Origin of the sequence: Streptomyces sp. ML-6, from assembly GCF_030116705.1 — a bacterium.
Classification (GTDB): Bacteria; Actinomycetota; Actinomycetes; order Streptomycetales; family Streptomycetaceae; genus Streptomyces.
Genome location: NZ_JAOTIK010000001.1, coordinates 6,871,156 through 6,889,553 on the forward strand (window position 1 = coordinate 6,871,156; position 18,398 = coordinate 6,889,553).

13 protein-coding genes are annotated in these 18,398 nt (G+C 68.6%); 3 read left to right on the plus strand and 10 right to left on the minus strand.

What is annotated here, in order from left to right:
- Positions 1-7: 7 nt before the first annotated feature.
- Entirely contained in the window at positions 8-475 is a 468-nt protein-coding gene (locus OCT49_RS30240; RefSeq protein WP_283854974.1) for an ATP-binding protein, read from the minus strand.
- A 111-nt stretch (positions 476-586) separates the two neighbouring features.
- Here OCT49_RS30240 and OCT49_RS30245 point away from each other — a divergent pair, with 111 nt between their 5' ends.
- Together OCT49_RS30245 and OCT49_RS30250 are read left to right on the plus strand one after the other, a co-directional pair.
- Positions 587-1,456 (plus strand): helix-turn-helix domain-containing protein, encoded by an 870-nt coding sequence (locus OCT49_RS30245; RefSeq protein WP_283855993.1) that lies wholly within the window; start codon positions 587-589, stop codon positions 1,454-1,456.
- 20 nt (positions 1,457-1,476) lie between these two features.
- Positions 1,477-1,707, plus strand: a complete 231-nt coding sequence (locus tag OCT49_RS30250) for a DUF397 domain-containing protein (RefSeq protein ID WP_283854975.1) — start codon at positions 1,477-1,479, stop codon at positions 1,705-1,707.
- Positions 1,708-1,781: 74 nt separating this feature from the next.
- On the opposite strand, the gene OCT49_RS30255 is transcribed toward OCT49_RS30250, so the two are convergent.
- The 4 genes from OCT49_RS30255 to OCT49_RS30270 all read right to left on the minus strand — a co-directional run bounded on the left by OCT49_RS30255 (position 1,782) and on the right by OCT49_RS30270 (position 10,646).
- A complete protein-coding gene (locus OCT49_RS30255; protein ID WP_283854976.1) occupies positions 1,782-4,961 on the minus strand; it encodes a type I restriction endonuclease subunit R in 3,180 nt (1,059 codons plus the stop codon).
- A complete protein-coding gene (locus tag OCT49_RS30260) occupies positions 4,958-6,256 on the minus strand; it encodes a restriction endonuclease subunit S (protein WP_283854977.1) in 1,299 nt (432 codons plus the stop codon). Before OCT49_RS30260 ends, OCT49_RS30255 begins: the two co-directional genes overlap by 4 nt.
- Positions 6,253-8,370, minus strand: coding sequence for a type I restriction-modification system subunit M (locus OCT49_RS30265; RefSeq protein ID WP_283854978.1), 2,118 nt, complete (start codon positions 8,368-8,370; stop codon positions 6,253-6,255). Before OCT49_RS30265 ends, OCT49_RS30260 begins: the two co-directional genes overlap by 4 nt.
- A gap of 89 nt (positions 8,371-8,459) precedes the next feature.
- Positions 8,460-10,646 (minus strand): N-6 DNA methylase, encoded by a 2,187-nt coding sequence (locus OCT49_RS30270; RefSeq protein ID WP_283854979.1) that lies wholly within the window; start codon positions 10,644-10,646, stop codon positions 8,460-8,462.
- Positions 10,647-10,841: 195 nt separating this feature from the next.
- Here OCT49_RS30270 and OCT49_RS30275 point away from each other — a divergent pair, with 195 nt between their 5' ends.
- Positions 10,842-12,068: a DNA sulfur modification protein DndB gene (locus OCT49_RS30275; RefSeq protein WP_283854980.1), complete on the plus strand. Its 1,227-nt coding sequence runs from the start codon at positions 10,842-10,844 to the stop codon at positions 12,066-12,068.
- 64 nt (positions 12,069-12,132) lie between these two features.
- Here the strand turns inward: OCT49_RS30275 and OCT49_RS30280 are convergent, their stop codons facing one another.
- The 5 genes from OCT49_RS30280 to OCT49_RS30300 all read right to left on the minus strand — a co-directional run bounded on the left by OCT49_RS30280 (position 12,133) and on the right by OCT49_RS30300 (position 18,339).
- Positions 12,133-14,079: a GmrSD restriction endonuclease domain-containing protein gene (locus OCT49_RS30280; protein ID WP_283854981.1), complete on the minus strand. Its 1,947-nt coding sequence runs from the start codon at positions 14,077-14,079 to the stop codon at positions 12,133-12,135.
- Positions 14,080-14,196: 117 nt separating this feature from the next.
- The gene (locus tag OCT49_RS30285; RefSeq protein ID WP_283854982.1) at positions 14,197-14,850 is read right to left on the minus strand and encodes a class F sortase; all 654 of its coding nucleotides are present in this window, start codon (positions 14,848-14,850) and stop codon (positions 14,197-14,199) included.
- Positions 14,851-14,987: 137 nt separating this feature from the next.
- Entirely contained in the window at positions 14,988-15,416 is a 429-nt protein-coding gene (locus tag OCT49_RS30290) for a hypothetical protein (protein ID WP_283854983.1), read from the minus strand.
- A 126-nt stretch (positions 15,417-15,542) separates the two neighbouring features.
- Entirely contained in the window at positions 15,543-17,621 is a 2,079-nt protein-coding gene (locus OCT49_RS30295; protein ID WP_283854984.1) for a sensor histidine kinase, read from the minus strand.
- Entirely contained in the window at positions 17,608-18,339 is a 732-nt protein-coding gene (locus OCT49_RS30300; protein ID WP_283854985.1) for a response regulator transcription factor, read from the minus strand. Before OCT49_RS30300 ends, OCT49_RS30295 begins: the two co-directional genes overlap by 14 nt.
- Positions 18,340-18,398 lie beyond the last annotated feature (59 nt).

An 18,398-nucleotide genomic window follows, 5' to 3' on the forward strand; every position in this document is an offset into this window, starting at 1 on the left:
GCCGGACCTATGGCATTCCCGCTCCCAACACGGCCCAGACCGTCTTGCCGGGGCCGTCCGCACAGGGGTACCAGCCCCAGTGGTCCGCGAGCGCGGCCACCAGGAGCAGGCCGCGGCCGTCTTCCTGGTCGCCCGATGCCGGTTCGGCGGGGGTGGGGAGGCGTTCGCCTCGGGTGTCGGTGACCTCGACGCGAATGGCCGTGCCCTCGGTGGAGAGGCGGAGCCGGAAGTCACGGCCGGGCACCCGGCCGTGACGTACGGCGTTGGCGCTCAGCTCGGCGACGACCAGCGTCACCGTGTCGTGCGTGTCGCTGCCGTACGGGACGCCCCACGCGTCGAGCCGCTCACCGGCCAGGCGCCGGGCGAGACGGGCACCGCGCGGCGTGGAGCTGAAGCGCATCGAGAAGTGGTGCCGAGGGAACCGGGGTTGGTTGGTGCGAAGGGGGCGCACGGGGAGTGGCGAATTGCTGGTCATGGCTCCACGGTGCCGTTCGGTGGCGTAGCGTGACCAGAGGTGACGCGCCGTCGCGGGCTGGCTGTACGTGGCGTGCGTCCGGCTTGTACGTACGTGGGACAGGCGGTGGCGATGACGGTGACGCGGGGCGACGTGGAAGCGGGCGCGGGTTCAGGTTCGGAGCCCGGGAAGCGGCCGGACGAACTGGGGTCCGGGGTGTTGATCGCGTTCGGGCAGCAGTTGAAGCTGTTACGCCTGCGGGCGGGGCTGGACCGGACGGAGTTCGGTAAACAGGTGGGTTACGCGGCGCAGTCCATCGCATCGTTCGAGCAGGGACGGCGGATTCCGCAGCCTGAGCTCATCGACAAGGCGGACGCGGTGCTGGACGCTGGGGGCTTGTTGATCGCGTTGAAAGAGGAGGTGGCGCGGGCACAGTACCCGCCGTTCTTCCGGGACGCGGCGCAGCTGGAGAAGAAGGCCGTGGAGCTGTGTGCGTACGACACGCATATGGTCAAGGGCCTGTTGCAGACGGAGGAGTACATGCGTGCGGTGCTTGCCATGCGTCGCCCGCTGCTGGACGAGGAAACCATCGAACTGCGAGTGGCCGCACGCCTGGCGCGGCAAGAGATCTTCAACCGCTGGCCTGCTCCTCTCCTGAGCTTTGTGATGGAGGAGTCAGTTCTGCGAAGGCCGCTCGGAGGCAGGGACGTTCTACGAGGGCAGCTTGAACAACTCCTTTTGCTCGGCCGGAACCGCAACGTAGAGATCCAAGTGATGCCGCTCGACCGAGAGGACAACGCGGGTGTGGACGGCCCGTACACCGTGATCACCTGCAAAGGCGGGGAACAGTTCGTGTACATGGAGGTCCAGGGGCGCAGCAGCCTGCTGACTGATCGGGACGAGACACGACTGGCCGCAGCGCGCTATGGGATCATCCGGAGTCAGGCTCTCACTCCGCGAGAGACTCTGGGATTCATCGAGAAGTTGCTGGGAGATCTATGAACACCCCCGATACTCCTGCTATGCGGGAGCTGGCTTGGTTCAAGAGCAGTTACAGCACTGGCGATGGCGGCGAGTGCGTGGAGGTTGCCTGGCGCAAGAGCAGCTACAGCGGGGCAGAGGGTGGCGACTGCGTGGAGGTTGCTGCCGCCGCCACGCATGTGCACATTCGTGACTCGAAGCAGCTCAGCGGCCCCATGCTGACCGTCGGTCCGGGCACGTGGGCCGGATTCGTCGGCTTCGTCGTCGGCTGAGGTACACAACGCGAGGAGGGTCTCGCCGTTCGCCTCCGGGGCGTAACGGCGGGACCCTCCCATGTGTGGCGGGGCTACTCGTCCACGCCCTCCTCGCGGCGGATCATCCGCCAGGCCGCGCGGCGTGCGCTGCGGTCGAGGCTGGACTTGAATCCCTTGTCGGGGCCGAAGTACTGCCGTCCCATGCCGGCGATGGTGTCGATGTGGTCGGCCATCTTGTCGGCGAAGACCTTGTCGAAGACCTTGCCGAAGTTGTCCTCGTCGTTGGCGACCGCTGCCAGCCGGACCTTCTTGTCGGCCTTGGCCTCGTTGAAGGGCTGGATGACGTCCTGCTCGGTGAAGTCGGTGCCGAACTTGGCGTTGAACTTCTCGATCAGCTCCGACAACAACGACTTCTCGGCTTCCGCGGCGCCACCCGCACCCTCTCCGAACCCCTTGAGCTCTGCCGGGCCTTCGGAGGTGAGCGACTTGTCGTGCTCGCCGGTCTTCTCCACCCGCAGATGGCTGAGGTCGATCTCGCCTATGTCGACGCCACCGTCGGCACGGCGCGGAAGTCGGTTGAGGAGGTAGCGCCCGTAGAGGTGCAGCCGTTCCAGCTCCGCGTCCTGGTAGGGCACGATCTGCGCGAGGAACCCGTATTTGCGCACGTAGTCGTTCAGGTTGGCGCGGAAGTCCTCGGCGGTCTCCACGTCGTCGTCCTCATCGCTCTCAAGGAGCGGCGTGAACCGGGCGACGGCGGGGGACAGCAACCGGTACAACTCGGCGTGCAGCTTCTCCCACTTGGCCTGCGAACCGGCCGCCTTCTCCTTTGCGGCGAAGTACGCGGCGGCGAACTCGTCCATTTCCGTCTCGGAGATGATCGGCGCCGACATGACACGACTCTGCGCGGTGTAGAGCAGGTTCGGGTCGGAGGGGAGGGTCGTCGCCTCCTCGAAGTACGGGCGGAAGGCGTCCTGTATGTCCTGGGCGTCGTTGGTGAAGTCCAGGACCGCGAGGTCGGCCTGGGACTTGCGATCTGCGGTGCGGTTGAGACGGGAGAGTGTCTGTACGGCGGCGATGCCGGTCAGCGTCTTGTTAACGTACATGGTCGTCAGGAGCGGCTGGTCGAAGCCGGTCTGGTACTTCTCCGCGACCACCAGGATCTTGTACTCCTGCTGCCCGCGCCCACCGGCCGCAACCGCCTTGTCGTCGGCACGGGTGTACGCGAACGCCTTCGGCAGCGCGCTCTCGGCGATCCCCCCGTTCTCCTTCGGCTCGGTCGTCTCCTTGTCGTCGATGGTGAGCGAGCCGGAGAACGCGACCAGGACGCCCAGATCCGGGTACTTGGTGTCGTACTCCTGGTCCTTGATGTAGCTCTTGATCGCCCGCGCCATCTGCACGGCGGACTCCCGTGAGGCCGTCACCACCATGGACTTGGCTCGCCCGCCGAGTCGGCCGCGGGAGTGTGCGAGGAAGTGCTCGACGATCACCGTGGCGTGCTGCGAGACGGTGTGTTCGTGGGTCAGCGCGTACCGGGCGAGCAGGCTGTTGGCCTTGGACGGGTCCACCTCGCGTTCGTCCGGATTCTGGTTCACCAGCTTCCAGTACGTGTTGTACGTGACGTAGTTCCGCAGCGGGTCGAGGATGAAGCCCTCCTCGATGGCCTGGCGCATGGAGTAGGTGTGGAAGGGGCGGTAGACGGCCTTGCCGTCCACGGTGTGTTCCGTGCCGAAGAGTTCGAGCGTCTTGGCCTTCGGGGTGGCGGTGAAGGCGAAGTAGGAGAGGTTGGCGGCCTGCGAGCGCTCGGTGGCCTTCTTCCTCAGCTTCTCGTCGACAGTGACGGTGGTCGTGCCCTGATCCTCCGAGTCGGAGTCCAGGCCGAGGTCACGGAGCACGGCCCGCACGTCCGTGGCCGCACCACCGGACTGCGAGGAGTGCGCCTCGTCCACGACGATCGCGAAGTTGGTGCCCTTGATCTCGGTCGGGTTGCGCTGAATGTAGTCGATGAGCGCCGGGAACGAGTGCAGGGTGACTGTGATGATCTTTCCCGCGTCGCGCGACAGGGCCTGGGCCAGTTGCTCGCTCTTCGCCCCGTCCCTCTCGTTGACCTTCACGACCAGGCCCTCGGTCTGCGAGAAGCTGCCGACGGTTTCCCGGAGTTGGGCGTCCAGGTTGCGGTGGTCGGTGATGACGATGACCTTGTCGAAGACGGGCGCGCCCGGCTTGAGGCGGCCCTTCTCCACGGCTTCCGGGTCGAGTACGCGCGGGTCGGTGTCCGCGTGCAGATCGCTGAGGCGGTGGGCGAGCCAGCCGATGGTGTTGGACTTGCCGGAGCCGGCGGAGGCCATGACGAGATAGTTCTGGCCGACGCCGTGGGTTGCGGCGTGGGCAGTGAGCTTCTTGACCACGTCCCACTGGTGGAAGCGCGGGAAGATCGTCGACTTGGTGGTGCCACCACCGGGCGTCTTGGTTTTTTGCTGGTGCACGTAGCGCTGGAGCAGGTCGAGCCAGTTGTCCCGCGCCCAGACCTGTTCCCACAGGTAGGAGGTGGCGTACGTGCCGTACGCGGTCGGGGCGGGGTTGCCCGCACCGCCGGGCTGACCGGCGCCGTTGGAACCGGTGTTGAAGGGAAGGAAGCGGGTGTTCTTGCCCCGGAGCTGCGTCGCCACGAAGACGAGATCCGGGTCCACGGCGAAGTTCGCGACGACGCGGCGGGTGAAGATCAGCTCAGTCGGGTCGCGGTCGGTGCGGTACTGCTCCTTGGCGTCTTCGACGCCCTGCCGGGTGAGCGGGTTCTTCAACTCGGCGGTGGCGACCGGGATTCCGTTGAGGAACAGGGTCAGGTCGAGCCGGTTGTTCCAGTCGGCCTGCTTGGTCGCGTAGGCGAGTTCACGCACGACGGTGAGGCGGTTGGCGCGGTAGCCGTCGAGGACGGAGTCGTCGGCGACCAGATTCGGCTTGAAGTAGGCCACGCGGAGGCGGACACCCTGGTCCTTGACGCCGTTGCGGAGGACGTTGAGCAGCCCTTCCTCGCTGATCGCCTTGTCGAGGCGCCGGGCGAAGCCGCGCTGGGCGGCGTTGACGTCTTTGCCGTAGACGGCGAGCAGTTCGTTCCACTCGTCGATCTGCGTCTCGCCGAGGAAAGTGAACAGCTCGTTGGTGTCCAGCCCGAGATCGGCCTGGTAGTCCTCGGGCTGCGCCTCACGCCAACCGCGCTCGGTCATCGCGACGACGATGGCGTCCCCGAAGGCGGACTCGCTGTGGATGGGGCTCACGGGTGGACTCCGTCCGTTACGTTACGACCGCTGGCGGTGGAGACATCGAACTGGCCGGTTACGGCGGCGGTGATGAGGGCTTGGCGGCGTTCGGCGAGGCCGTCCACGGAGCGGCTGAGGAGCCTGCGGGCTTGTTTGGTTTTTGCTGCACTCCGGTCGAGAGAAGCAACTACGGACATCTGTTTCTCCACAGGGACCTTAGGGACTACGCAGTCTTTGACAACGGCAGTCGGAAGGTTGTTCGCCATGCCTTCCGCGCCCGAAATTCCATTCTTGATGTGCTCTCGCACCCGATGGCTTCGGAGCATGTGAGCCACGAACTCAGGATTTCCGAGAGTTCGGTCTAGTTTTATGCGATATACCTTGTCGCAGAGGAGGAGATTATTATCCAGATTTTGAACAATTCCTACGCTCCCGATCAGGTCGGACGATCCGCTGGCGCGAGACATGAGCAAGTCGCCAGAGCGCAAGGTGTATTCGCGGCGTGGCTGGATTCCCGTTGGCAGGGCCTTGTGTTGGCGGGGATCGAAGTTTCCTGAGTTTACGCAACCCGCCTTGACGATGCCCCATTCATCACCTTCAACGGTTCGATCCTCGCACTGTGGAGACCAACCCTGCTCGATGCGCATCAGCATGTGTCGCAGTCGAATGACGCCATATTGTCCTGAAAGTCCTTGGTAGGTGTTTGACAGGTGACTGGTGCCCTGCTCGGACAGGGCCTGTGACTGTGCCCTGCGTTTCGAGATAAGGCGGTCGATGCGGGCGGTCTCGGCGTCGAGGAAGTCGGCGATGCGGCGCTGCTCCTCAATCGGCGGCAAGGGGAGTTGGAAGCGCTTGATGTCCCTTTGGAAAAGGTGCGGGACGCCCATTCCGTCCTTCACGGAACCGATATGCCCCTGGATCACGCTGCTCGCGATTACGAAGCGGAGAAAACGAGGATCTATGCCGAACGCGCGAAGAACGGCGATTGACCCGTTGACTGTGGCCTCCTGCTGGAGGTCAGTCACGACGTTCACGATTCCCAACGTGCTCCCGTCCTTCGCCAGAAGGACGTCCCCGTTTTGCAGCTTGAGTTCGGGAGATTCGTCGAATCTGAACTTCGAGATGTAATTGACATTCTCGAAATCGATCTTCGGGGTCTTGATGTTGGGTGTGGCAAGAAAAGGGTAGCCGGCCAGCTGGTATTCGGCAGCAGTAAGAGCCTTCCAGCCGATGCGGGCATGCACCGTGGCCACATGGTCCAGACGCGTGGTGCCCCACGCTGACGGCATGGTGGTAAACAGTCCGCCGCTCATTCAGTCATCTCCCCCAGCAGCGCCTGAATTTCCGCCTCAAGCGCCTTCAGCTCCGCATCGATCTCCGCCAACGGCCGTGGCGGCTCGTACACATAAAAGTGCCGCGTGAACGGGATCTCGTAGCCCACCTTCGTCTTCGTGTGGTCGATCCACGCATCCGGCACGTGCGGGTGCACCTCCCGCTTCAAGTACTCTTCGACGTCCTCGCCCAGCGGCACGTTCTCGTAGTCCCGCAGTTCGCCGTCCGGCTCCGACTGGCCGCCCTTGACGGTCTGGACCTCCCCCTCCGGGTCCCGCACCCCCACCGCATCCCGCAACGCCTTCGTGAACGGTGCCCCAGTCGGGCCCTGCACGCCGGCCTCCGCCATCGCGTTCCGCACCGCCACTTGAGCCTCGGACTTGGTTGCCCACTTCGAGCCCAGCAGCGGGCTCAAGGCGTCCCCGAGTACCTGCGTCTCGGCCTCCGCCAGCTTCCGGAACTGCGCCTCTTCCTCCTCCGTCAGCTTCCGCCGGGCCTTCGCCTTCGCTGCCAACTCCGGCTCACGCGGCAGGAATTGATCCTCCGCCCACTTCTGCACCGGCTTCGACGCGAGCAGCGCCGCCAGCGTCTCGTCCGTCAGCTCGAACCGCAGCTTCAGCGGGCGTTCCACCGTGATGCGCTGGTAGCCGAACGCCGAGTTGTCGAAGACCTTCACCTTGCCGTGCAGCGGGTGTTCCGCGTCTGCCGCAGCCGTCATCGCGTCCCCGTACAGGCGGGTGATGTCGGCGATGTGGTTGGGCTTGCTGCCCGTTCCGTCGCCGAGTTCCTTGCGCTTGTCGCCGAGCGACTTTCGCATCTTCACCCACTGGTCGCGCGCGTCCAGCAGCATGACTTTGCCCTTGTGCTGGGCGTCCTTGCGGTTGGTCAGGATCCAGAAGTAGGTCGAGATGCCGGTGTTGTAGAAGAGCTGGTCCGGCAGGGCGACGATCGCCTCCAGCCAGTCGTTCTCCAGGATCCAGCGGCGGATCTCCGACTCGCCCGAGCCGGCCGCGCCCGTGAACAGCGGCGAGCCGTTGAAGACGATCGCGATGCGCGAGCCGCCCCCGCCGTTCGCGTCCACCGGCTTCATCTTCGAGATCATGTGCTGGAGGAAGAGGAGCGAGCCGTCGTTGATGCGGGGGAGGCCCGCGCCGAAGCGGCCGGAGTCGCCGAGGTTCTTGTGCTCGTACTCGACGTCCTCCTTGACCTTCTTCCACTCCACACCGAACGGCGGGTTCGCCAGGAGGTAGTCGAACTTCTCCCGTGCGTGGCCGTCGTCGGAGAAGGAGTTGCCGGAGGCGATGTTCTCCGGGTCCTGCCCCTTGATCATCAGGTCGGACCGGCAGATCGCCCAGGATTCCGGGTTGAGCTCCTGGCCGTACACCTCCACCGTGGCGTCCGGGTTCAGGGCCTTGATGTGTTCCTCGGCCGCGCTGAGCATGCCGCCCGTGCCGCAGGCCGGGTCCATGACCGTGCGTACGACTCCCGGCAGGCTGAGCGCGTCGCCGTCCGGGGCGATCAGCAGGTTGACCATCAGCTTGATGACTTCGCGCGGGGTGAAGTGCTCCCCCGCGGTCTCGTTGGACTGCTCGGAGAAGCGGCGGATCAGCTCCTCGAAGATGTAGCCCATGTTGTGGTTGGGCACGACCGCGGGGCGCAGGTCCAGGTCGGTGAACTTGCCGATGACCTTGTAGAGCAGGTTCGCGCCGTCGAGCTTCCTGACCTGCTGACTGAACTCGTACTTCTCCAGGACCTCGCGGGCGTTCTCCGAGAAGGAACCGACATACCGCTGAAGGTTCACCGCCGCGTTCTGCGGGTCGCCGACGATCTTCTTCAGGGTCAGGTCGCTCTTGTTGTAGAACGAGTGGCCCGACGCCCGGCGCAGGAAGTGATCCGTGTCGATCTCCTGGCCCTTGAAACGGGCTGCTGTCTCCGAGACCTTCTCGCGCGTCGGCTCCAGGACGCACTCCAGGCGGCGCAGCACCGTGAACGGAAGAATGACCTTTCCGTAGTCCGACTGCTTGTAATCGCCGCGCAGGAGGTCGGCGACGGACCAGGCGTGGTTCGCCAGCTCCGTGTGCTTGCTGCTGTTCAAGGGATTCCCCGGTTTCCTTTCGGACCCGCCCACCCCAAGCGGAGCGGGTTCGGACAAGTGTGATGGACGCGTGAAGGCCGTGGTGTCGTTCAGGCCGAATCGGACGGGACGGGAGACCCGGCGTCGGTCGGCGACGGGACCAGCCCGCCGCCCGTCAGCCCGCCCGCCAGTAGCCGTGCCGTCTGCTCGGCCAGTTCCGTCGCGTGCCGTGCCTGGGCCCGCAGCTCGTGGAGGTGGCGGAACGCTTCCCCGTATCGGCGCTGTTCCTCCAGCGGCAGGAGGGGGACGCGCAGCCGGCCCGGGCTGATGTGCAGGACCGTGCTGCCGGTCGACGCGCCGGCGAGGTTCTCCTCCGCGCCCAGGAAGCCCGCGAGGAACCAAGGGTCGAGCCGGGCGGGGTCGGGCCGGAAGAGGTGGACCTGGCGGCCGAGGAGTGCTCCCTCGTCCGACTCGGCCGCCACCCGGACCATCGGCCCGCTGCCGCCCGCGATCGACCGGACGAGCACATCGCCCGCAGCGATCACCGGGGTGGAGTCCGGGCGCAGTCCGGTCGGGTCGCCGGTCGGGCCGGTGCCGCGCGCGATGTCCTCGCCGGTCAGGGCGGCGGTGGCGGGTGGTACGGAAGGTGTGCCCTGCGGCTCCTTGGGCTCCTTCGCATCGGGGGCCGTACGAAGCAGCGCGAGCGCGCCGCCCCGGGCCAGGTCGGACGCCGTCGCCGTACGCCACTCGCGTGCCGTCGGCCCGGCCGCCTGCCAGCCGACATGACCTGCCGCCCTGCTCAGCGAGTCCGCGGCGGCGACGAGGCGGAGGCGGCTGTCGTCCGTTTCCCGGGCGAGCTCCGCCGGTTCGATGTCGGTGCGGGAGACACGTACATGCCGGGCGGGAGAGAGGTCGACGAGGTCGCCGATGAGTTCGACCACCGGGACCGCGCGTGCGATACCGGGTTCGTCGGTGAACTCGTCCGGGGCGGCCGCGAAGGCTGCCCACGCGGTGAGCACCCGGTCCGTCAGGGCGGGCCAGTCCAGGGAAGCCCGGCCGCCGCCCCGGGTGCCCCCGCGAGAACCGGCCTCCGCCGTGCCCGCGGCCCGCACCATGCCGGTCTCCTCGGACGTGTCGACCGTATCGACGAAGAGAACGGATCTTCGTTCCGGGCCGCTCGGTTCCGGCCGTTGCAGGACCCAGATCTGCAGCCCCACATGCAGCGGGGCCGCTGCTCCGGCAGGCAGGGCGACGACCGCGCGCAGGGCTCCGCTGCGTACCAGTTCCATCCGTACGCGGCGGCCCGAGGCGCGGGAAGCGGTGGCGGGCGGAAGGATCAGGACGGCATGGCCGCCCGGTACGAGATGGGCGAGTGCGTGCTGGACCCAGGCCAGCTCGGACTCGGCGCGCGCCGGTACGCCGTACGCCCAGCGCGGGTCATAGGCCAACTTGTCGTGGCCCCAGTCCCGGTCGCCGTAGGGCGGGTTGCACAGGACGGCGTCGACGGCGAGCCCGCCGAAGGCGTCGGCGCGGAGGCTGTCGCCGGTACGGACGGTCACCGTCGCGTCCGAGGCGGCCAGCATGAGGGCCACCGCGCTGCGCCGGGCCTGGACCGGCACGCTGTCCTGCCCGTACAGCTCCGTCGCGCCCCGCCGGGCGACCGCCGCGAGCAGCGTTCCGCTGCCGCAGGCCGGGTCGAGAACGCGGGACGGCGGACCCGGTACCAGTCGGGCAACGAGATCCGCGAGCGGGGCGGGGGTCCGGTAGGTGCCGCTGGTGGCACCTGCCTCCAGCTCCCGTTCCGCCAGCACGTCCAGCGTCGCTTCGCCGCCCTCGTCACGCACGCACCGGATCAGAGCCCGCAGCGCCGGGGCGTCGCCGGCCGAGAAACGGGCGGTCTCCGCACCGGGTACGACCCTGGCGAGCGTCGAGGCCGTGCCGTTCGCACGGGCGGCGAGATCGACGTCCGGCAACTCGGTCAGGGCCGTCAGCTCGTCCGACGCGCTACGGGCGGCAGCGAGGACGGAGGAGAGGAAGCGCGCTGTTTTGCCACTGCCCTGCGGGTGCAGAAGCAGCAAGGTGCGCAATTCCTCCACCGGGCCGACCGCTGCCGTGTGCCCCCGGGCGTCCAGCCAGGCGCGCACGGCCGGCAGGTCGTACAGCGGGCTGCTCTCGGTGCCTCCCGAAGGGGCGGGGAAGTCGTCGTGACGTCGGCGCCAATTGCTGACAGTGGCGCGTGTGACCCCCGCGATGCGTGAGATCTCGGCGGCTGTCACCTGTGCGGATGGCTGGGGCATGGCGCGAGTCCTGTGTCTCTCGGTAGGGAGCTGTTAACAAACTACACCGGCCGTCAAATCTCGCAAGCTGTTTGACAGTGCTTTCACGATAATGCTTATCTGGTGTTGCTTCCGGATGGCGGTCGCCGTCCGAACGACAAGCGATCCCTGCGGCCTGCCCGCCCGCCGCCTCACCGCTTCCTTGGGGGAACTGCCATGCGCCTCACCATGCCGACCGCCGTCGTCGAGGGAACCCAGCTCACCGTCATGCCGTTCCGTGCGGACGCCGTGATCGGGACCATGTCCGTACCCACGCTCGTCCAGCTCGTGCCCTCGCCCCGCCGCGAGGAGGACACGAAGACGCTCAAGGCCGCGTCCGGCGCCGTGCGCCGCCACGCCGAACTGCGAGCGCTCGTGCAGCGGGCGCTGAAGTCCACGCAGAAGGGGAAGAACGTCGGCTCGTACGCCGAGTACATCGCCGACGGGGTGAAGGGTGAGCTGGGCGCCGGCTGGTCCACCCCGCCGATCACCTTCTGGCACGCCGGACCGCTCGCCGCGCTCAGCGACGAACTGCTGCCCGGCACCGGGCTGCGGACCCTGACCATCACGCCGGGCACGTCCGTGGTCGCCATCGACGGCGAGACGCAGACGACCGCATGGCACGAGCTGTACGACGATCCCGAGCGGTACGGGCTCACGTACGCCGAACTCGCCCAGGTGCGCGTGCCGTTCGAGCTGTACGTGGACCTGACCGTGGCCGATGCGCGGCAGATCTTCTACGACCGCAACGTGCAGGGCGTCGCCGTGGCGAAGAACCTGGCCATGTCCATGGACCAGCGGGACTTCGCCACCCGCCTCGCACACCGCGTCGCCGAAGCCGTCAAGGTCGACGTCGACGGCAGGCTCGTGCCGTTCACCAAGCTCGTCAACGCCAGCAAGCGGCAGGTGGGAAAGACCGACACCGAGGTCATCACCCTGTCCGCGCTCCGGGCACTCGTGATCACGGCGATCTACGGACGCGGCGGGCTGTCCCGCTCGGCGGAGACGGTCCACGAGGACGAACTGCCCGCGGGGGCGGGCGCCGAGCAGGTCGAGCAGAACGTCGTGCCGCTGCTGGCCCGCCTGATCGCCGACCGCAGCGAGCACTTCGTCTCACGCAGCGCCCTCACCGCACCGGCCGTGCTGGCGGGCCTGGGAATCGCCGTGCACCACACCACGCCGTGGGCCGACCCGGTGAACGCCCTGGGAACCGACGAACTGAACCGGCTGCTCTCCGACATCCGGTGGGAGCGCGAGGCCCGTTACTGGGACGGTGTGGCAGCGAAGTCCGGTGCGACCGGCCGCCTCAACTTCAGCGGCGGCGTGAAGGACTCCGGCGGCCGGGTCGCCGACGCGATCCTCTACCCCGGTACCGAAGCCGGGCGCCGGATCCGCGGCCAGTAGACGCCGGACCGCACCCGCGGCGTGGCGCGGAACGGGTGCTCGTGCGGACGCACCCGCTGTCCGTTCAGACCGCCGCCTGTTCCGCGCGCGCGTTGTCGATGAAGCGGCGGAGGGCATCCGTGCTGTGGAACACGCGGTAGTCGCCGGCTTCCAGCGCGGCCTGCTCCCGGGGCGTGGTGTCCGGGGCGAGGACCACGGGCACGCCGACCTCTCCTTGGAGGCCCTGGGGCCAGTAGGCGGCGGCGACGGTGATGGCGGCTCCCGTACGGGGGTCGCTCACCTCGCTGTCCAGTTCCGGCGCCGCCAGGTCCGCCTCAGCGAGCTCCGACAGCAGAGCGGACAGGCCCGGGATCTCCTCGTCGTCCGAGTCGGTCACCGGTACGGACGTCCGCGGGGCGGGGAGAGCGACCGAGGTCTGGAGCTCCACCGACGAAGGGCCGTCGTGGAGCGCCTGGAGGAAGTCGTTGGCGGCATCGGCCAGTAGCGCGCGGCGGGCAGCCTGGAAGTCCGGGTAGTTCTCGATCCGCCACAGTTCCCGGTCCATGGGGATCCACTGCGTCGCCAGCGCGCCCGGCATGAGGGTCTCGACCTCCTCCAGGTACTCCGCCGGGTTCTTCGCCCCGATCCGCAGGTTCGTGTCCTGGGTCAGGAAGCAGAAGTTGGCCACGGCGTTCACTTCGGCGCGGCTGTACCCGTGCTCGTACAGGCGCGCTTTGGGGAAGATGTGGTGCACCTGGAGGGCGCTGAGACGGCCCAGCATGCCGTCCCGCAGGGGCACGCCGCTGACGAAGTCCTGGGCCCCGTGCACCCGCGTCAGCAGGTAGAGAAGAGGGTAGAAGCGGGAACCCATGCTGGAGCCGACGAAGTCGTCGGGCCGGACCGTGAGCTGACCGCCCCGGCTGCGGCGCAGCACGTCGATCAGCTGGTCGACGCCACCGTCGTCGAGCGCTTGCAGATCCTGGTTGAGGGCGGTCTCGGTGGCTCCGGTGTGGCGGCCCCACAGGAAACTGTGGACGTACCAGTGGAAGAGGCGGTCGCGGGTCATGGCATCCGGGAACCGGCCACCGTGGTGGTGGAGCAGACGGCTCATGACCGGAAACGCGGCCCTGCCGTTCAGAACCCGTCCGTGATCGAGCCCGAGACGCCCGCCGAGTGCGTTCAGAAGGTACGAGACGGAGTCGACGGTCTCTTTCAGACCGGTGCGGAACAGTGCCACATCGACATCCGCGAGCTTCGAGAACTGTGCCTCGCCGGTGAGTACGGCATTGACGTTGCGCAGCAGCCAGTCGAGCTTGAAGTCGAACCCGGCCTCCGACCAGTTGTCCAACGCCTCGTTCATGGTGGGCCGCGCGGCCGGCCAGGTCGCGCAGATGGCGGCCAGCGCCAGGTCGCCCTTGGAGAGCTTGGTCCCACCCGAGTTCACGCGGTTGAAGATGTCCACGACGACATCGATGGTCTTGTCCGCACCGGTGACCTCGTCGACGTGGACGGCGCGGTCATTGATCTGTGTGATCCGGTTGAGCCGCTCGATGAACTTCCCCTGCAACGCCGCGTCCTGCCCCGCGAGTTGTGCGACGGCAAGCAGTTGGCTGCCCAGACCGTCCTGGAACAGTGCCGATACGTCGATCCAGTGGGGATTGCCCTTCATCTTCCCCGGCGCGTAGAACTCGAAGGACTCCGTTTCGAGATTGAAGTGCAGCCCGGTCAGCGTCGAGGGATTGCCCTCGAAGAATCGGGGCGGCCGGCCGCGGGTCACGCCGTACAGGGTGGTCACCCGCTGCTGGCCGTCCAGCAGGAGCTGAATGGTGCCGTCCTTGCCGGTCGCGCCGCCGCGTGTGTCGGCCGTCTCGGCCTTGGTGCTCCAGGTGAGGAAGCCGCCGATCGGGTAGCCGCGGTACAACGACTGGAAGAAACCGCGTACTTGGTCGCGGGTCCATACATAGCCGCGCTGGAACTCCGGCAGGGCGATGTCGCCCGCGTCGACCTTGTCCAGGATCTGAGAGATCTGCATGTCCGTAGCCCGCCTTCCGAACCCGGCGGATTCCTCCGCCGGGAACTGCACCTGATCGTTGTGAAATTAGCAGTCGGCGGGACCGCGCGGCCCTGGATCAGGACAGTGCGGCTTTCCTCAGCTCCGGTTCGCGTACACGATCAGGTTGTCCACCGGGTGTCCCCGGTCGTCGAAGGCGCCGTCGCAGGTGATGAGGCGCAGGGTGCGGGTGTTGGTGGGGCCGTAGACCTTCTCGGTCGGGAACGCCTTCTTGCTGACGGTCTCGGTGCCGGTGACCCTGAAGCGGAGTTCGGCGCCCCGGTCGTTGTGGATCGCGATCTCGGCGCCCTTGTCGATCTTCTTCAGGTCGTGGAAGACGGCCTTCCCGAACCGGGTGTCGTTGTGCCCGATGACGACCGCGGCACCGGGCTCGCCGGGAACGGCGCCACCCGTGTACCAGCCGGCGGTCATGCCCTTCTCGGCGGGCGGGACCTCGACGGTGCCGTCCCGGTTGAGGCCGAGGCGCATCAGCTCGCTGTCGATCCCGAGCGAGGGGATGCTGATGCGGACGGGGGCGGCAGCCGCGGAACGGGAACCTCCGGACTTTCCGGCTTCCTCGACCTTTTTCGGCTCGGTCTTCTCCGGCTTCGGTCCGGTCCGTTCCGGGGCGTCGGATCGGGTGCTCGCGCCGCTGCCGTCCGCGGTGTCCGAGGAACAGCCGGTGAGGACGAGGGCGAGGCAGACGAGCGCGGGAAGCGCGGCGCGTCGGAGCGGGAGCGGCGTACGGGACATGGGGGCTCCAGGTCTGGGCGGGGATCGGCAGTGGCGCCGCCCGGCAACGGACGGCGCCACGGAACACGGACGACGGCGGTGGGCCTCCCGGGCCGCCTCGGCGACCGGTCGGCCTCCCGGGCCGCGGGGGCGGTGGGTCAGCCGTTGCGCTGTGCGGCCGAGCGGCGGCGCAGTACGACGGTGCCCGCTCCGGCGAGCAGGAGCGCGGCGGTGGCCGAACCGGCGATCGCGGTGGTGTTGTCGCCCGGGGTTCCGGCGATGCGCTCGCCCGCGTCGACGCCTCCGCGCGGAGCGAGGTTCCTCCTCTTGGAACCGTCCTCGGCCACCGCGGGGGCAGGCGAGGGGCTGTCACCGGCGGCCACGCCCCCACGGGGCAGCACGGACGGCTGCGCCTCCGTGACGGGAGCGCTGGAGGACTCACCGGCGCGGGCCGCGGCGGACAGCTCGACGACCGGGGTCGACGGGGAGGGGGTGGGGTCGGCGAAGGCCGAGGCGGACGGCACGAGCACCGCGCCCACCGCGACGGCGGCGAGAACGGCGGTGCGCAGGGACAGACGGTTGGGCATGGGGGCAGAACTCCATTCCAGGTCGGCCTCGGTGGCGCCCGGAGTCCGGTTCGCCCCGGGCGCGAGGCATGCCGACAGGCTGGCGTGAAGTTATGAAGAAGCTGTCAGAACGTTGTGGTCATCGCATCAGCCTCGGCCCATGCCCTCCGACGCCCTGTCCGACGCCTTGTTCGTCGGACCCGTCGGGCCCGTCGGCAGCCGGAGCGTGAACACCGAGCCCTCGCCCTCGACGCTCTCCGCGCCCACCGAACCCCCGTGCGCCTCCGTCAGCTTCCGTACGATCGCCAGCCCCAGCCCGCTGCCGCCGGTACGGCGGCTGCGCGACTTCTCGGCGCGCCAGAAGCGGTCGAAGACGTGCGGCAGGTTCTCGGCCGAGATGCCGCTGCCCGTGTCGGCGACCTCGACGACCACGACGCCGTGCCCCGTCCCGTCCGCCGATGCCCTGGCCGTTGGCGTCCCGTTCGCAGACGCCATGTCGGCCGGTGGCGTCCCGTCCCCCGATGCCCCGGAGCCGTACGCGCGTACCGTTACGCGCCCGCCCGCCGGGGTGTGGCGCACGGCGTTGGAGACCAGGTTGCCGATGGCCTGACGCAGCCGTACGGGGTCGGCCCACAGCACGGGGGCGGGGGTGTCGGCCGCCGACTGAGCTTGTTCCGCTTGGACGGACAGTGCCGAGAGCGCGACCCCCGCCGTCTCGGCCCGCGCCTGATGCGCCGCGACCACCTGCGCCAGGACGTCCTCGACGCGTACCGGTTCGGGGTGCAGCCGCAGCGCGCCCGCATCGGCCGCGGCCAGGTCCTGGAGGTCGTCGATGATGTGCTGCAACTGCACGGCCTCGGTGTGGAGCGAGGAGATGAACGCCGGATCGGGCTCCGCCAGCCCGTCCTGCGCGGCCTCCAGCCAGCCCCGGATGTTGCTCAGCGGCGTGCGCAGCTCATGGGCGACATCACTGACCATGTCCTTGCGCTGGGCCTCCAGACGCGTGCGGTGGTCCGCCATGTCGTTGAACGCGGCGGCGAGACGGCCGATCTCGTTGTCGTCGGTGACCAGCACCGGTACGGAGTCCTCGCCGTCCCGCATCCGCTGCGCGGCACCGGTGAGCGCGTGCAGTGGCCGTACGAGCCGGGAGCCGGCGAGGACCGTGGCGCCGACGGTGAGTGCCAGGACGAGGGCCGCCGCGCCCGCGATCTTCGCCGTGTTCGCCGGGGAGAGGTCGAAGCCGGGAACGGTCGTGCCGCCCTCGTCCCCGATGAACAGCAGCGCGGGCGAGGCCACGTAGGAACTGAGCTGCTCGCGGCGGGCCGTACCCACGCAGGAGGCGGCGGCCCGGTCGTCCTCGCCGGTCCGGACGCTGGGCGCGGGCGACGGGACGAGGACGGCCCTGGGGGCCGCGTACCCGCCGCCCCAGGACAGGTCCGGATTGAGGTGGATGCCGGTACGGCCCTGACGTTCGAGGCAGGCGTTGGCGAGCCGGTTGAGCGCGTCCAGGGCCTTTTGCTCGGTGGCCGTGGGCTCGTTCAGTTCCTCGGACGCGCACCGGGAGTCCTGCGCCCGGTCCGGGGCATTGCCCACGATCTGGATGCTCGGGCGCCCGCTCGGGCTCCGGACCACGTCCGCCGCGACCCCGAGCCCGTTCAGGCACGCCACGCTCCGGTCGGCGGCCCGCCGCAGGGCCGTGCGTTCGGCCGGGGGCAGCAGGAACGGGCCCACCGCGCGCGGATCCACCCGGTCGGCCGCGGCACCCGGCCGGTCGACGGCCCGGGACAGGGCCGTGTCCACGGATAGGGGGTCCACGATCGCCGACGCCCGGTGCGGCAGTGCGGGCGGCGACGGCCGGTCGGCGGAGTCGACGGAGTCGGCGAGGGGCCGTCGTTGCTCGGTGGTGAGCGCGATCCTGCGGCCCGACTGGCGGGCCAGCTCGCGGACGGTGTCCTCGACACCCTCCCATGTGGGATGGCTCGCCGCGTACCCGAGCAGGGTGTTGTAGATCCGGGCGTCGGCGGTGAGGTTCTGGCCCTGCTCCTGCTTGATGGCACCGGAGGTGGTCTGCACGGCGATCCAGGCGGTGGCGACCACCGAACAGGCGGCCACCAGCGCGGACACCGTCAGCAACCGGCCGAACAGGCTCTTGCGCAGCGGCAGTCGCGCCCGCTGCCGGTCACGACGGACGGCGGGGTCGCGCCTCCCCCGGTCACGACGACGCACGCGAAGCCTTCTTCGCCGGGTCCGTCAGCTTGTAGCCGACCCCGAAGACGGTGAGCAGCCGGGCCGGCCGACGAGGAGCGGGTTCGATCTTCTTGCGCAGGTTCATGATGTGCACGTCGACGGTGCGGAAGCTGACGTACCGGTCGAAGCCGTGCAGTTCCTCCAGGAGCCGCTGCCGGGTGAAGACCCGCTCGGGCTCGGCCGCCATGGCGGCGAGGATCCGGAACTCACCGGGCGTGCACTCCACGGCCAGATCCCCGACCGACACCTCGTGCCGGTCGGGGTCGACCGCCAGCGTGCCGACCCGCAGCACCCGGTCCGCGACGGGTTCGGCGGCCCCCGCCGAACCCCGTCGGCTGCGGCGCAGCAGGGTTCGCACCCGGGCCATCAGTTCGCGCGGGCTGTACGGCTTCGTCATGTAGTCGTCCGCGCCGAGGTCCAGACCCAGCAGCAGATCGTCCTCGGTGCTGCGGGCCGTCAGCATCAGCACCGGCACCTCCCGGTGCTCGGCGCGCAGCACCCGTACCACGTCCAGGCCGTCGGCCCGCGGCATCATCACATCGAGCACCAGCAGATCGGGTTCCCGGTGCCGGACCTCGGCGAGGGCCGCGAGGCCGTCACCGACGACCCCGACCGTGTGGCCCTCGTGCTCCAGATAGCGGCGGACGAGCTCGGCCTGTTTCTCGTCGTCTTCGGCGACTATGACATGTGCGCACACGGAACGATCGTAGATGAGCTCGTCAGAGGCCTTTCCGGTCACCGGGGGCGGTGTGCCGG